This window comes from Sinorhizobium saheli (assembly GCF_001651875.1).
Taxonomy (GTDB): domain Bacteria; phylum Pseudomonadota; class Alphaproteobacteria; order Rhizobiales; family Rhizobiaceae; genus Sinorhizobium; species Sinorhizobium saheli.
Genome location: NZ_LNQB01000066.1, coordinates 49,538 through 64,441 on the forward strand (window position 1 = coordinate 49,538; position 14,904 = coordinate 64,441).

General features: G+C 65.4%; 11 protein-coding genes. 10 read left to right on the forward strand and 1 reads right to left on the reverse strand.

Annotation, left to right across the window (positions count from 1 at the left end; genetic code table 11):
- Nucleotides 1–33 precede the first annotated feature (33 nt).
- From ATB98_RS08525 to ATB98_RS08570, 10 genes are all read left to right on the forward strand, one after another.
- The gene (locus tag ATB98_RS08525) at nucleotides 34–930 is read left to right on the forward strand and encodes an N-acetylmuramic acid 6-phosphate etherase (protein WP_066871937.1); all 897 of its coding nucleotides are present in this window, start codon (nucleotides 34–36) and stop codon (nucleotides 928–930) included.
- 56 nt (nucleotides 931–986) lie between these two features.
- Nucleotides 987–2,246: an ABC transporter substrate-binding protein gene (locus tag ATB98_RS08530; protein ID WP_066871940.1), complete on the forward strand. Its 1,260-nt coding sequence runs from the start codon at nucleotides 987–989 to the stop codon at nucleotides 2,244–2,246.
- Between the two features lie 350 nt (nucleotides 2,247–2,596).
- Nucleotides 2,597–3,544, forward strand: coding sequence for a carbohydrate ABC transporter permease (locus ATB98_RS08535; RefSeq protein ID WP_066871943.1), 948 nt, complete (start codon nucleotides 2,597–2,599; stop codon nucleotides 3,542–3,544).
- 11 nt (nucleotides 3,545–3,555) lie between these two features.
- Complete coding sequence (locus ATB98_RS08540) at nucleotides 3,556–4,395, forward strand: carbohydrate ABC transporter permease (RefSeq protein WP_066871947.1); 840 nt, start codon at nucleotides 3,556–3,558, stop codon at nucleotides 4,393–4,395.
- Nucleotides 4,392–5,456: a Gfo/Idh/MocA family protein gene (locus ATB98_RS08545; RefSeq protein WP_066871950.1), complete on the forward strand. Its 1,065-nt coding sequence runs from the start codon at nucleotides 4,392–4,394 to the stop codon at nucleotides 5,454–5,456. The genes ATB98_RS08540 and ATB98_RS08545 overlap by 4 nt, the downstream gene beginning before the upstream one ends.
- An 18-nt stretch (nucleotides 5,457–5,474) precedes the next feature.
- On the forward strand, nucleotides 5,475–6,485 hold the full coding sequence (locus ATB98_RS08550) for an ABC transporter ATP-binding protein (protein ID WP_066871952.1): 1,011 nt from the start codon (nucleotides 5,475–5,477) through the stop codon (nucleotides 6,483–6,485).
- A 263-nt stretch (nucleotides 6,486–6,748) separates the two neighbouring features.
- Nucleotides 6,749–8,272 carry an FAD-dependent oxidoreductase gene (locus ATB98_RS08555; protein ID WP_066871955.1) on the forward strand — a complete coding sequence of 508 codons (1,524 nt, stop codon included), beginning with the start codon at nucleotides 6,749–6,751 and terminating at the stop codon, nucleotides 8,270–8,272.
- Nucleotides 8,273–8,554: 282 nt separating this feature from the next.
- Entirely contained in the window at nucleotides 8,555–9,754 is a 1,200-nt protein-coding gene (locus ATB98_RS08560) for an efflux RND transporter periplasmic adaptor subunit (protein WP_066871958.1), read from the forward strand.
- A gap of 10 nt (nucleotides 9,755–9,764) precedes the next feature.
- Nucleotides 9,765–12,902 (forward strand): efflux RND transporter permease subunit, encoded by a 3,138-nt coding sequence (locus ATB98_RS08565; protein ID WP_066871961.1) that lies wholly within the window; start codon nucleotides 9,765–9,767, stop codon nucleotides 12,900–12,902.
- A 52-nt stretch (nucleotides 12,903–12,954) separates the two neighbouring features.
- Nucleotides 12,955–13,590 carry a TetR family transcriptional regulator gene (locus ATB98_RS08570; RefSeq protein WP_066871964.1) on the forward strand — a complete coding sequence of 212 codons (636 nt, stop codon included), beginning with the start codon at nucleotides 12,955–12,957 and terminating at the stop codon, nucleotides 13,588–13,590.
- A 205-nt stretch (nucleotides 13,591–13,795) separates the two neighbouring features.
- Here the strand turns inward: ATB98_RS08570 and purU are convergent, their stop codons facing one another.
- Nucleotides 13,796–14,650, reverse strand: a complete 855-nt coding sequence (purU, locus tag ATB98_RS08575) for a formyltetrahydrofolate deformylase (protein WP_066871967.1) — start codon at nucleotides 14,648–14,650, stop codon at nucleotides 13,796–13,798.
- Nucleotides 14,651–14,904 lie beyond the last annotated feature (254 nt).

A 14,904-nucleotide genomic window follows, 5' to 3' on the forward strand; every position in this document is an offset into this window, starting at 1 on the left:
TTTGGCATTAATTCTCGGAGAGGAGAACGAACGATGCCGCCTGCAGGGACCGAAGAGCGCCACGACGATGCCAGGGGCCTGGATGTGATGCATCCGGCGCCTGCCCTTCGCCTGCTCGCCAGCGGGCAGCAGGCGGCGGCGAAGTCCGTCGACCGGGCGATCGAGGCGATCGCCGCGGCCGCGGATCTCGCCGCGAAGGTTCTCGCCGCCGGCGGGCGGCTCGCCTATGCGGGGGCCGGAAGCTCCGGCCTGATGGCCATGGCGGATGCGCTCGAGCTTCCGGGCACCTACGGCATCCCCAAGGAACAGATCGTCATCCTCCTGGCCGGCGGCGCCCAGAGCCTCGGCGATCTCGCCGGCGGTTACGAGGACGACACGGAGCTCGCACGCGCCGACGTGCGGAATGCCGGCATCACGGCCGGCGACTGCCTGGTCTCCGTTTCCGCCAGCGGCTCCACTCCCTATGCGCTTGCCGCGGCCGACGAGGCGAGAAAGCGCGGCGCCAGGGTCATCGCGGTCGCAAACAATGCCGGCGCGGCCCTTTTCGACGGAGCCGACGTCTCGATCCTGCTCGAGACGCCGCCGGAGGTCGTGTCCGGTTCGACGCGCATGGGTGCGGGAACGGCGCAGAAGATCGCCTTCAACATGTTCTCGACGATGGTCGGCATCCATCTCGGCCATGTGCTCGACGGCCACATGGTCAATCTGCGCGCCGACAACATCAAGCTGCGCGGCCGCGCGATCCGCATCGTCTCCGACATTACCGGCGTCGACGCCGCCGAGGCGGGCAGTCTGATCGCCCGGGCCTCCGGCTCCGTCAAGCTGGCGATCCTGCTCGCGTCGGGCGCGGGCGACGTCGCCGAGGCCGAAGCCGCACTGGACGAGGCCGACCAGAATTTGCGCCGGGCGATCGCCATCGTCCGGAGCTGAACGATAAACCGGGATCCAAACCGCGCCACCGAGCGCTCAAAACTGGGAGAACCTGAATGACCCGCAACACCATGAAAGGCTTGCTGCTCGCCTCGAGCATTCTCGGCTCGGCCGGGCTTGCTGAGGCGCAGGACGTGACGCTCACCATCGAGAGCTGGCGCAACGACGACCTGGCGATCTGGCAGGAGAAGCTGATCCCGGCCTTCGAGGCGAAGAACCCGGGCATCAAGGTGGTCTTCTCGCCCTCCGCCCCGACCGAATACAACGCGGCCCTGAACGCCAAGCTCGACGCCGGCTCCGCGGGCGACCTCATCACCTGCCGGCCGTTCGACGCCTCCCTCGAACTCTACAACAAGAAGCATCTCGCCGACCTGTCGGGTCTCGCCGGCATGGAGAACTTCTCCGACGTCGCCAAGTCCGCCTGGACGACCGATGACGGCAAAACGACCTTCTGCGTGCCGATGGCCTCGGTCATCCACGGCTTCATCTACAACAAGGACGCCTTCGACCAGCTCAAGCTTGCCGTGCCGACGACGGAAGAGGAATTCTTTGCCGTCCTCGACAAGATCAAGGCCGACGGCAACTACATCCCGATGGCGATGGGCACCAAGGATCTCTGGGAAGCCGCGACCATGGGCTACCAGAACATCGGCCCGAACTACTGGAAGGGCGAGGAGGGCCGTTTAGCGCTGATCAAGGGCGAGCAGAAGCTCACCGACGACGCCTGGGTCGAGCCCTACCGGGTGCTTGCCAAGTGGAAGGACTACCTTGGCGACGGCTTCGAGGCGCAGACCTATCCGGACAGCCAGAACCTCTTCACCCTCGGCCGTGCGGCGATCTATCCGGCCGGCTCGTGGGAAATCGCCGGCTTCAACACGCAGGCGCAGTTCAAGATGGGCGCCTTCCCGCCGCCGGTGAAGAAGGCGGGCGACACCTGCTACATCTCCGACCACAACGACATCGGCATCGGCCTCAACGCCAAGAGCCCGAATGCGGAGGCGGCCAAGACCTTCCTGACCTGGGTCGCGTCGCCCGAATTCGCGGAGATCTACGCCAACGCGCTCCCCGGCTTCTTCAGCCTCAACTCGACGGCGGTGAAGATGACCGACCCGCTCGCCCAGGAATTCGTCTCATGGCGTGAGAAGTGCAAGTCGACGATCCGCTCGACCTACCAGATCCTGTCGCGCGGCACGCCGAACCTCGAAAACGAGACCTGGGTGGCCTCTGCCAACGTCATCAACGGCACTGAGAAGCCGGAAGACGCCGCCAAGAAGCTGCAGGAAGGCCTCGACAGCTGGTACAAGCCGGCGAAGTGAGCCACAGGGGCGCGTGGCGATCCGGCCGCGCGCCCCTCTCCGGGTTGCCAGTTGAGGCGGCGGAGCGGCGCAAAGCAAGATGAAGTGCGCCGCGTGAGGAACAGGCGGCCGTCTTCATGCGAGCGATCGCAACGAACCCGACGCCGCTTTCCGCCCTTGGGGGCGCTAGGGCATTTTGCAGTCAGGTGGAATCGCCTGACGTCGCACAAATGCGGCAAAACAAACGGAAAGAGCGGTGGCGCGAACGCATGTGAGCGCATCCGGCTCTGGAGCCATGGCGGCAGACGCGCCGCATTTCGAGCGACATCGAGGCTGGCCGGGAGCCAGCGATCAGGACGGGCCAGAGGCCGATGAAATCACGCGAAACCACCATGGACGCCAGCGCGCTCAAGCGCCCCCGCCGTTGGCATATCCTCGTCTTCCTGCTGCCGGCTCTCGCCGTCTACACGGCGGTGATGATCCTGCCGCTGATCGAGACGCTGCGCCAGTCCTTCTACAACACGGTCGACGGCCAATATGCCTTCGTGGGCTTGAGCAATTTCAAGGTGCTGTTCGGCGATCCGCGCTGGGCGGCGGATTTCTGGAACGCGCTTCGCAACAATTTCGTCTTCTTCCTGATCCACATGGCGGTGCAGAACCCGATCGGCATCGCGCTCGCCGCCATGCTGTCGATCCCGAAGCTGCGCTTCAGCGCCTTCTACCGCACGGCGATCTTCCTGCCGACGCTCCTCTCCTTCGTCATCGTCGGCTTCATCTGGAAGCTGATCCTATCGCCGATCTGGGGCGTGGCGCCTTACCTCATGGACCTCGTCGGGATGAAATGGCTGTTCGCGCCCTGGCTCGGGCGGCCCGACTCGGCGCTGATCGCGGTGTCGCTGATCTCGGTCTGGCAATATGTCGGCATCCCGATGATGCTGATCTATGCGGCCCTCCTCAACATCCCGGACGAGGTGATCGAGGCGGCGGAGCTCGACGGCGTCACCGGCTGGAGCCAGTTCTGGAAGATCAAGCTGCCGCTGATCCTGCCGGCGATCGGCATCGTCTCGATCCTCACCTTCGTCGGCAACTTCAACGCCTTCGACCTGATCTACACGGTCCAGGGGGCGCTCGCCGGCCCGGACGGCTCGACGGACATCCTTGGCACGCTCCTCTACCGCACCTTCTTCGGTTTCCAGCTCCAGCTCGGCGACCGCTCGATGGGCGCGACGATCGCGGCGATCATGTTCCTGATCATCCTCGCAGGCGTCTCGCTCTACCTCTTCGTCATCCAGCGCCGCATGCGCCGCTACCAGTTCTGAGGAGGAAAGACATGTCGAAAGCACGCACCTCCATCGTCCGCACCGGCGCCGTCCACGCCGCGCTGATCGCCTATACGCTCGTCGCGCTGTTTCCGGTGTTTCTCACGATCGCCAACTCGTTCAAGAGCCGCAACGCGATCTTTCGCGAGCCGCTGGCGATCCCGACGCCCGAGACGTTCAGCCTGATCGGCTACGAGACGGTGCTGAAGCAGGGCGATTTCCTCGGCTATTTCCAGAACAGCCTCGTGGTCACCGTCGTGTCGATCGCGCTCGTCCTGCTCTTCGGCGCCATGGCCGCCTTCGCGCTCTCCGAATATCGCTTCCGCGGCAATACGCTGATGGGCCTCTACCTGGCGCTCGGCATCATGATCCCGATCCGCCTCGGCACGGTTGCGATCCTGCAGGGCATGGTGGCGGCCAACCTCGTCAACACGCTGACGGCACTGATCCTCGTCTATACGGCGCAGGGCCTGCCGCTCGCGGTCTTCATCCTGTCGGAGTTCATGCGCACCGTCTCGGACGATCTGAAGAACGCCGGGCGCATCGACGGGCTTTCCGAATATGCGATCTTCTTCCGGCTGGTGCTGCCGCTCGTGCGGCCCGCCATGGCGACGGTCGCCGTCTTCACCATGATCCCGATCTGGAACGACCTCTGGTTCCCGCTGATCCTCGCGCCGGCGGAGACGACGAAGACCGTGACCCTCGGCTCGCAGATCTTCATCGGCCAGTTCGTCACCAACTGGAACGCGGTGCTCTCGGCACTGTCGCTGGCGATCTTCCCGGTCCTCGTCCTCTACGTGATCTTCTCGCGGCAATTGATCCGCGGCATCACCGCAGGAGCAGTCAAGTGAACTCATCGGCACCCCAGATCCGCGTGCTCGTCGCCGGCCTCGGCAATATGGGACGCAGCCACGCGCTCGCCTACCACGAAAACCCCGGCTTCGAGATCGCCGGCCTCGTCAACCGGTCCGAGGTCGCGCTGCCGGAAGCGCTCTCCGGCTATGAGATCAGGCCGTCCTTCCGGGATGCGCTCCTCGAGTTCCGGCCGGAGCTCTGCTCGATCAACACCTACTCGGACAGCCATGCCGCCTATGCGGTGACGGCCATGGAGGCCGGCTGCCATGTCTTCGTCGAGAAGCCGCTCGCGACCACGGTCGCCGATGCCGAGCGGGTCGTCGCCTGCGCGCGGGCGAACGGCCGCAAGCTCGTCGTCGGCTATATCCTGCGCCACCACCCGTCCTGGATGCGGCTGATCGCCGAGGCGCGCAAGCTCGGCCCGCCCTATGTGTTCCGCATGAACCTGAACCAGCAGTCGAGCGGGGCGACCTGGGAGACGCACAAGTCGCTGATGCAGACGACGGCGCCGATCGTCGACTGCGGCGTCCACTATGTCGATGTCATGTGCCAGATCACCGACGCGAGGCCCGTCGAGGTGCGCGGCATGGGTTTGAGGCTCTCCGACGAGATCGCCCCGGACATGTACAATTACGGCCACCTCCAGGTCCTCTTCGAGGACGGCTCGGTCGGCTGGTACGAGGCCGGCTGGGGGCCGATGATGTCGGAGACCGCCTTCTTCGTGAAGGACGTCATCTCGCCGAAAGGTTCGGTCTCGATCGTCATGGACGACAAGGCGAGGTCCGACGATATCGACATGCACACCAGGACCGCCGTCATCCGGCTGCACGGTGCGGCGACCGGGCGCGACGGCCGGTTCATCGAGGCCGACGAGGACCTGGCGATGGAGGGCGAGCCCGGCCATCAGGAACTCTGCGACCGCGAGCAGGCCTTCGTGCTCAGGGCCATCCGCGAAGACATCAATCTCGACCGGCACATGGAGGACGCGGTGCAGTCGCTGAAGATCTGCCTCGCGGCCGACGAAAGCGTGCGCACCGGCAAGCCGGTGAAGCTTTAATTTCGAAGAGGGCGACACGTGGGATCACTTGAACTCAAATCCATCCGCAAGGCCTACGGCGGCCATGAGGTGCTGAAGGGCATCGACCTCGAGGTGAAGGACGGCGAATTCGTCATCTTCGTCGGCCCCTCGGGCTGCGGAAAATCGACCCTCTTGCGCACCATCGCCGGCCTCGAGGACGCGACCTCCGGCAGCGTGCAGATCGACGGCGAAGAGGTCGGCCATGTCGCGCCCGCCAAGCGCGGCATCGCCATGGTGTTCCAGTCCTATGCGCTCTATCCGCACCTGACGGTGAAGGACAATATGGGCCTGGGCTTGAAGCAGGCCGGCGCGCCCAAGGCCGAGATCGAGGAGAGGATCGCCAAGGCGGCGGGGATGCTGTCGCTGGAGCCCTATCTCGCCCGCCGTCCGGCCGAGCTTTCCGGCGGCCAGCGCCAGCGCGTGGCGATCGGCCGCGCGATCGTGCGCGAACCGAAACTCTTCCTCTTCGACGAGCCGCTCTCGAACCTCGACGCGGCGCTGCGCGTCAACACGCGGCTGGAGATCGCGCGGCTGCATCGCAGCCTCAAGGCGACGATGATCTACGTCACCCACGACCAGGTCGAGGCGATGACGCTCGCCGACAAGATCGTCGTGCTCAATGCCGGCCAGATCGAGCAGGTCGGCTCGCCGATGGAACTCTACAACCGCCCGGCCAACCTCTTCGTCGCCGGCTTCATCGGCTCGCCGCAGATGAATTTCATCGACGGCGCGAAGCTCGGCGACGGCGCGGCAAAGACGATCGGCATCCGCCCCGAACATATCGGGCTCTCCCGCGACGGCGGCGAATGGAAGGGCAAGGTCATCCATGTCGAGCATCTCGGCGCCGACACCATCGTCTATCTGGAAACGGAAACGGTCGGCACGCTGACCGTCCGGCTCTTCGGCGAGCACCGCTACGCCGCCGACGATGTCGCCTACGCGACGCCGGTCATCGGCAGCATGCACCGCTTCGACACCGATGGGCGGGTGGTCAATTCCGGTCCGTGATCGCCGACTGCGGATCGCCCCTCACCCTCGGCAGGGAATTTCGCCCCTCACCCTGGCCCTCTTCTCGCAAGCGGGGCGAGGGGACACCGTCGGCATTCTGCAGCCGGCGTATATGGCGGTGCGGGGGGCGCGGCAGCGGCATGAGGGCCGCTCCGCCAGCATCATCTTTGCTTCGCGGCGCTCCAAGAGCACCACCTGACGGGCGGCGGGAACTCCAGCCGTGAAGGCGCGTTGTGCCAGAACAGCAACCGCCGAGATTCGCCATGAACGCCGCGAAGGAACTGAGCCGCTCGCTCTGGATGGAGCACAGGATAAATCACCAGGGCCCGCCGCTCGCGGGCGACTTGACGACCGAGGTGCTCGTCATCGGCGCCGGCATCGCCGGCCTTTCCTGCGCTTACGAACTGGTGCGCTCGGGCCATCAGGTGGCGGTGGTGGATCGCGGGGCCTTGGGCGGCGGCATGACCGCGCGCACCAGCGCCCATCTCGCCTTCGAGCTCGACGACTTTTTCGAGGAGTTGCGTTCGCTGCGGGGAGAGGATGCCTGCCGGCAGTATTATGAAAGCCAATGCGCGGCGGTCGATCGCATCGAGGAGATTTGCCGCGAGGAGGCGATCGACTGCGATTTCGCGCGGATAGACGGCTACTTCGTTCCGGCGGAAGGGAGGGACGTCGACTATCTGCGAAAGGAGCTTGATGCGGCCCATGCCGCAGGCTTCGCCGATGCCGAATGGGTCGCGGCCGGCCCCGGCTTCTGGAGCTCCGGACCGGCGCTGCGCTTCCCGCGCCAGGGTCGCTTCCACCCGCTGAAATACCTCGACGGGCTCGTCCGCAGCCTGGAACGTCACGGCGCCGCTCTCTATCCGGAAACCCCGATCGTCGGCCTGGAGGAGAAGGACGGTCGCGTTGATGCCGTGACCGGCGCCGGCCGGACCATCAGGGCCGCTCAGGTCGTCGTGGCGACAAATTCGCCATTCCACCTCCGCATCCCCATCCACACCAAGCAGGCTCCCTACCGCACCTATGTGATCGCCGGCCCGGTTCCCAGGGGTGCCGCCCCGGATGCGCTCATCTGGGACACGCTGGAGCCCGCCTACCATTACGTTCGTATCCAGCCTGGAGCCGAAGCGGACACGCTGATCGTCGGTGGTGAGGATCACAAGACCGGCGAGGCGGACGACATGGATGAGCGCCTCGGTCGCCTCGAGGCCTGGACCAGGGAGCGCTTCCCGGAACTCGGCCCGATAGGACACAAATGGTCCGGTCAGGTTTTCGAGCCCTCGGACTACGCGCCGTTCCTGGGAAGAAGCCCCGGCCACGACCAGGTCTATCTCATCACCGGAGACAGCGGCGAAGGCCTTACCACGGGCGTGGCCGGAGCCCTCATGATCCGGGAGCTGATCGACGAGGGCGGCAGCCGCTGGTCCGGCGTCTATGACCCCGATCGCCTGATGCTGCGCGGCGCCGTCGAGTTCGTGAAGGAGAACGCCGACGCTGCAAGGCACTGGGCTGCTCACCTCGGCAGTGCGGAAGTCGGCTCGCTCGACGCGATACCTCCCGGCGAGGGCGGCCTGGTCAAGCTCGACGGCAAAATGACGGCCGCCTATCGGAACGGCGACGGCGATCTCAAGCTATTGAGCGCAAGTTGCACCCATATGGGCTGCGTGGTGCGTTGGAACCGCTTCGAGCGGTGCTGGGATTGCCCGTGTCATGGCTCCCATTTTTCTGTGGATGGCGAACCGCTCCAGGGCCCGGCCTTCAAGCCGCTCGCAAAGGTCGCCCCGTGACCCGGTGAGCCCCGGGCGTCCCGACCACGAGCAGCAGGCGCCGGGCGACAGGTGTTGCGTGCATCGAAGCGCCGCGCTCGAATTCTCTGGTTGTCCTGTTGCGCCCCCGGCAAGAAACTCCGTTGCACTGCGGCAGAAATTAACATACATTTGTGTTTGTATATTAGCTTTCCGGTATTTTCCCGAGACCGATACCGGCTCCGCTTCACCTCCCTTTCGGACCGCGCAGCGCCAGCCCGAGCGCAGCGGCTGCGGCCGGTCCTCGAAACATGGACATTCGCGATGCGCATGAACCGACCGATACTGGCCGCCTCGCTGGCTACCGTGATTTTTCTCGCCGGCTGCCAGAAGAACGAAGAGCAGCAGGCCGCAACGCCGGCCTTTCCTCCGGCGCCGGTTGCCGTCTACACGACGAGGACGGAACCGCTGCCGATCACCAACGAGCTGCCGGGCCGCATCACCGCGACCCGCATCGCGGAAGTGCGGCCGCGCGTTTCCGGCATCGTGGTGGAACGGGTGTTCGAGCAGGGCTCGAGGGTCAAGGAGGGCGACGTGCTCTACCGGATCGACCCGGCACCGTTCCAGGTCAAGGTCGACAGTGCCGAGGCGACGCTGAAGCGCGCGATCGCGGTGCGCGACCAGGCCCGGCAGACGCTCGACCGCCAGTCGCGCCTGAAGGAGGCGCAGGTTACCGCCGTGCAGCAATATGACGATGCCGTGGCGGTCCTCGCGCAGGCCGAGGCCGATGTCGGCATCGCCGAGGCGGGCCTCGCCGAGGCGAAGCTCAATCTGCAATATGCCAATGTCACCGCGCCGATCAGCGGCCGCATCGGCCGGGCGCTGATCACCGAGGGCGCCCTCGTCAACACCAATGACACGCAGTATCTCGCGACGATCCAGCAGCTCGACCCGATCTATGCCGACTTCACCCAATCGGCGACCGACCTCATCCGCCTGCGCAAGGCGCTCCAGGACGGCCAGCTGATGAGCGCCAGGGATGAGGCGGAGGTGCGGCTGATCCTCGATGACGGCACGTCTTATCCGCTCAAGGGCAGGCTGCTCTTTTCCGAGGCCGCCGTCGACACGACCACCGGCCAGGTGACGTTGCGCGGCGAATTCCCCAACCCGAACAACGATCTTCTGCCGGGCATGTATGTGCGCGTGCTGATCCAGCAGGGCCTGCAGAAGGACGCCATCACGGTTCCGCAGCAGGCCGTCCAGCGCAACAATGCCGGCCAGTCGCAGGTCTATGTCGTGACCGCCGACAACAAGGTCGAATTCCGCAATGTCACGCTCGGGCGGACGGTCGATAACCGCTGGCAGGTGACCTCCGGCCTCACGTCCGGGGAAAAGGTCATCGTCGAGGGCTTCCAGAAGGTCGCCCCCGGCGCTGCGGTGGTGCCGACGGCGTGGGACCCGAACGCCAAGCCGGCGACCGAGCAGGCAGCCGCCGGCGGCAAGGCTGCGACCCAGGTAAAGTGAGACCCTGATCATGCCGAGCTTCTTTATCGACAGGCCGATCTTTGCCTGGGTGGTGGCGATCTTCATCATGGTCGCCGGCATCATCGCGATCCCGCTGCTGCCGGTGTCGCAATATCCGGACGTCGCGCCGCCGCAGATCTCGATCAACACCACCTATCCCGGCGCCTCGTCGCAGGACACCTATCAGAGCGTCACGCGCCTGATCGAGGATGAGCTGAACGGCGTCGAGGGGCTGCTCTATTTCGAGTCGACCACGAGCTCCTCCGGCTCGGTTGAAATCAACGCCACCTTCAACCCCGGCACCGACCCGAGCCAAGCCTCGGTCGACATCCAGAACCGGGTGCAGCGCGTCGAGCCGCGCCTGCCCGATGCTGTCAAGCAGCAGGGCGTGCAGGTGGACGAGGCCGGTTCAGGCTTCCTGCTGATCATCTCGCTCACCTCGACCGACGGCTCGATGGATGCGGTCGGCCTCGGCGACTATCTCAGCCGCAACGTCTTGAGCGAAATCCAGCGCGTGCCGGGCGTCGGCCGCGCCCAGCTCTTTGCGACCGAGCGCTCGATGCGCATCTGGCTCGACCCGGACAAGATGCTCGGCCTCAACCTGACGGCGGCCGACGTCACCGCGGCGATCCAGGCGCAGAACGCGCAGATCGCCTCGGGCTCGATCGGCGCGCAGCCGAACCCGATCACCCAGCAGATCGCCGCTCCGGTGGTGATCAAGGGCCAGCTTTCGTCGCCGGAGGAATTCGGCGCCATCGTTCTTCGCGCCAATGCCGACGGTTCGGCGGTCAGGCTGCGCGACGTCGCCCGCGTCGAGATCGGCGGCGAGACCTATTCCTTCTCGACGCGCCTCAACGGCAAGCCCTCGGCGGCGATCGCGGTGCAGCTTTCGCCGAGCGGCAACGCGATGTCGACCTCCGCGGCGATCAAGGCGCGCATGGACGAGCTCGCCGAATTCTTCCCGGCCGGGCTCGAATATTCCATCCCCTACGACACATCGCCCTTCGTGAAGGTGTCGATCGAAAAGGTGCTGCATACGCTTCTCGAGGCGGTGGGGCTCGTCTTCGTGGTGATGTTCCTGTTCCTGCAGAACATCCGCTACACGATCATCCCGACCATCGTCGTGCCGGTCGCCCTTCTCGGCACCTCGGCGGTCATGCTGGCGATGGGCTTCTCGATCAACGTGCTCACCATGTTCGGCATGGTGCTGGCGATCGGCATCCTCGTCGACGATGCGATCATCGTCGTCGAGAACGTCGAACGCATCATGTCACAGGAGGGGCTGACGCCGAAGGAGGCGACCCGCAAGGCGATGAAGCAGATCACCGGTGCGGTGATCGGCATCACGCTGGTCTTGTCCTCGGTGTTCATTCCGATGGCCTTCTTCCCCGGCGCCGTCGGCGTCATCTATCGCCAGTTCAGCCTGACCATGGTCGTCTCGATCCTGTTCTCCGCGCTCTTGGCGCTGTCGCTGACGCCGGCGCTCTGCGCGAGCTTCCTGAAGCAGGTGCCGAAGGGCCACCATCACGCCAAGCGCGGCTTCTTCGGCTGGTTCAACCGCGGTTTCGACCGGACCTCGCATGGCTATACGCGCCTCGTGCACGGCGTGGTCCATCGCACCGGCCGCTTCATGATCATCTACCTGGCGCTGCTCGTCGGCCTCGGCTGGGCGTTCATGCGGCTGCCCTCCTCCTTCCTGCCGGACGAGGACCAGGGTTACGTCATCGTCATGATGCAACTGCCGTCGGAGGCGACCGGCAACCGCACGACGGAGGTGATCGAGCAGGCGGAAACGATCTTCGGCCAGGAGCCGGCGGTCAACACGATCGTCGCGATCAACGGTTTCTCCTTCTTCGGCACCGGCCAGAATGCCGGCCTCGCCTTCGTGACGCTGAAGGACTGGAGCGAGCGCGGTGCCGACAACGCCGCCCAGGCGATCGCCGGCCGCGCGACGATGGCGATGAGCCAGATCAAGGATGCGATCAGCTTCGCGCTGTCGCCTCCGGCGATCCAGGGCCTCGGCACCACCGGCGGCTTCTCCTTCCGCCTGCAGGATCGCGGCGGTCTCGGGGAAACGGCGCTGGCCGAGGCACGCGACCAGCTCCTCGGCCTTGCCGCCCAGAGCAAGGTGCTGGCCGGCGTCCGCTTCGAGGGCATGCCCGATGCGGCGCAGGTGAGCGTCACGATCGACCGCGAGAAGGCGAACACCTTCGGCGTGACCTTTGCCGATATCAACTCGACCATCTCGACCAATCTCGGCTCGTCCTATGTCAACGACTTCCCGAATGCCGGCCGCATGCAGAGGGTGACCGTGCAGGCCGACGAGACGAAGCGCATGCAGACGGCGGACCTTTTGAACCTGAACGTCCGCAATTCCAATGGCGGGATGGTCCCGCTCTCCGCCTTCGCAAGCGTCGAATGGGTCAAGGCGCCGACGCAGACGGTCGGCTATAACGGCTACCCGGCGGTGCGCCTCAGCGGCCAGGCGGCGCCCGGCTATTCCTCCGGCGATGCGATTGCCGAGATGGAGCGCCTGGCGGCTCAGCTTCCGGCGGGCTTCGGCTACGAGTGGACCGGCCAGTCCTTGCAGGAAATCCAGTCCGGCTCGCAGGCGCCGCTCCTGATCGCGCTCTCCTGCCTGCTCGTCTTCTTGTGCCTGGCCGCACTTTACGAGAGCTGGTCCATCCCGGTCTCGGTCATCATGGTCGTGCCGCTGGGCGTAATCGGCGCCGTGCTCGCGGTGACGCTCCGCGACATGCCGAACGACGTCTACTTCAAGGTCGGCCTGATCGCCATCATCGGGCTCTCGGCGAAGAACGCCATCCTGATCATCGAGTTCGCAAAGGAACTCCGCGAACAGGGCAAGTCGCTGGTCGATGCGACGCTGGAGGCGGCGCATCTGCGCTTCCGGCCGATCCTGATGACCTCGCTCGCCTTCACCCTCGGGGTGCTGCCGCTGGCGATCGCGACGGGGGCGAGCTCCGGCAGCCAGCGCGCCATCGGCACCGGGGTGATGGGCGGCATGATCTCGGCGACGGTGCTGGCGGTCCTCTTCGTGCCGGTCTTCTTCGTGTTCATCATGAAGTTCTTCGGGCGGAGAAAGGCGGATGAAACAGCTACGGACGAATCCGTAAGCCCCGCCGAATGACGATCGATGACGGCCCGCCTTCACCGGCGGGCCGTTCTGCAAGGAGAATAGCATGCGCCGAACCAAGGCCGATGCCGAGGCAACACGACAGAAGATCCTGAACGCCGCCGAGCGAATGTTCTACTTCAAGGGCGTCTCGAACACGACGCTCGAAGACGTCGCGAAGGAAGCCGGCGTCACGCGCGGCGCCATCTACTGGCATTTCGCCAACAAGACCGATCTCTTCCTCGCCCTCTACCAGGCGGTGCCGCTGCCGCATGAGGACATGATCGCCCGCGAGATCGAAACCGAAGCCTTCGACACGCTCGCCATCGTCGAGAGCGCGACCAGCGATTGGCTCGAGACGCTTGCGAGAGACGAGCAGCGGCAGCGCATCCTCGCGATCATGCTGCGCTGCGACTACGACAACGACATGTCCATGGTCCTCGAACGCCAGAGGGAAATCGACGAGCGCCATGATGCGACGCTCGAGCTCGCCTTTACGCGTGCGCTCGAAAGGGGGCAGCTGCAGGAGAGCTGGACACCGTCCTCCGCCACCCGGGCGCTGCGCTGGATGATGATGGGGCTCTGCACCGAATGGCTGCTCTTCGGCCGCCGCTTCGACCTCGTCGCCGAGGGACGCGACGCGCTCCGCCGCCTCTTCACCAGTTTCCGGCAGGTGCGGGCCGAGACGCTGGAAGTCTCATAATATGCCAGAAAAGTGGGGTTGCGGTGAAATTTGCCCCTCACCCTGGCCTCTCCGCGCGCGGTCGCGCCCGGGGAGAGGGGACGGGGAATTGCTCGCCGCCGCCTGCTGCGGAACCCGGCGGCGCGGCATCGCCCCTTCTCCGTTCTGAGGGGAGAAGGTCGCGGCAGCGGGATGAGGGTCAAAGGCGGCAGAAAACCGCTTTACCTCAACTGAACACGACCGTCTTGTGGCCGTTCAGCATGACCCGGCTTTCGAGATGCAGCTTGACGGCGCGGGCGAGGACGCGGCTCTCGATGTCGCGTCCGGTGGCGACGAAATCTTCCGCCGTCAGGGCGTGGCTGACGCGCTCCGTCTCCTGTTCGATGATCGGCCCCTCGTCGAGATCGGGCGTCACGTAATGGGCGGTCGCGCCGATCAGCTTGACGCCGCGCTCATGCGCCTGGTGGTAGGGCTTTGCCCCCTTGAAGCTCGGCAGGAAGGAATGGTGGATGTTGATCACCTTGCCGTAGAGCCGCTTCGACAGCCGGTCGGAGAGAACCTGCATGTAGCGGGCGAGGACGACGAGATCGGCGCCGGTTTCCTGGACGAGCTGCAGCAGTCTTTCCTCCTGCTCCCCCTTGTTGTCCTTCGAGACCGGCCAGCAGTGATAGGGGATCGCCTCCAGTTCGGCGGTGCGGCGGCTGTCCTCGTGGTTGGAGACGATCGCCACCACCGCGGCGTTCAGCCAGCCGACCCGGATCTGGTAGAGGAGGTGCAGAAGCGCATGGTCGAATTTCGACACCATCACGACGATCTTCGGCCGGCGGCCGGCCTCCGTCAGAGTGGTACGCATCTGAAACCGCTCCGCCGCCGGCCGCAGCGCCCGCTCGACATCCTCGCGGGTGACCCGCTCCGGCGCCTCGAAGGCGATGCGCATGAAGAAGCTGTTGGTGCTCCGGTCCCAGAACTGGTTGCTTTCGGCGATATTGGCGCCGAGGCCGGCGAGCTCCGTCGAGATTGCCGCCACGATGCCCGGCCTGTCTTCGCAGGACAGCACGAGGATGAAGGTGTTCGACGCCATGATCCGCTCCCGTAGAGAAACCCCGGAAGGCATTTGCCCTCCTCCACGGGTGATCCCCTAGACGCGGACGCCCTGCGACCGCAACCGTTCCATTCGCGACGCGGTGCAGTTTCTATCATCGTGATGGGACCGGGGGAGAAGACGGGCAGGAACGGGCGGCCGTGAAAGATTTTTCGCATACGGGATGAGAGGAATGCTGATGGGTTCTTCAGTGACCAGGCTGCTTGTATCGGCGTGGCAAAAGACCCCTCCCG

Excerpts from the sequence above, each read along its gene's own strand:
- ATB98_RS08525 (WP_066871937.1), top strand. The coding sequence starts at position 34 with ATGCCGCCTGCAGGGACCGAAGAGCGCCACGACGATGCCAGGGGCCTG.
- ATB98_RS08530 (WP_066871940.1), top strand. The coding sequence starts at position 987 with ATGACCCGCAACACCATGAAAGGCTTGCTGCTCGCCTCGAGCATTCTC.
- ATB98_RS08535 (WP_066871943.1), top strand. The coding sequence starts at position 2,597 with ATGAAATCACGCGAAACCACCATGGACGCCAGCGCGCTCAAGCGCCCC.
- ATB98_RS08540 (WP_066871947.1), top strand. The coding sequence starts at position 3,556 with ATGTCGAAAGCACGCACCTCCATCGTCCGCACCGGCGCCGTCCACGCC.
- ATB98_RS08555 (WP_066871955.1), top strand. The coding sequence starts at position 6,749 with ATGAACGCCGCGAAGGAACTGAGCCGCTCGCTCTGGATGGAGCACAGG.
- ATB98_RS08560 (WP_066871958.1), top strand. The coding sequence starts at position 8,555 with ATGCGCATGAACCGACCGATACTGGCCGCCTCGCTGGCTACCGTGATT.
- ATB98_RS08565 (WP_066871961.1), top strand. The coding sequence starts at position 9,765 with ATGCCGAGCTTCTTTATCGACAGGCCGATCTTTGCCTGGGTGGTGGCG.
- ATB98_RS08570 (WP_066871964.1), top strand. The coding sequence starts at position 12,955 with ATGCGCCGAACCAAGGCCGATGCCGAGGCAACACGACAGAAGATCCTG.
- purU (WP_066871967.1), bottom strand. The coding sequence starts at position 14,650 with ATGGCGTCGAACACCTTCATCCTCGTGCTGTCCTGCGAAGACAGGCCG.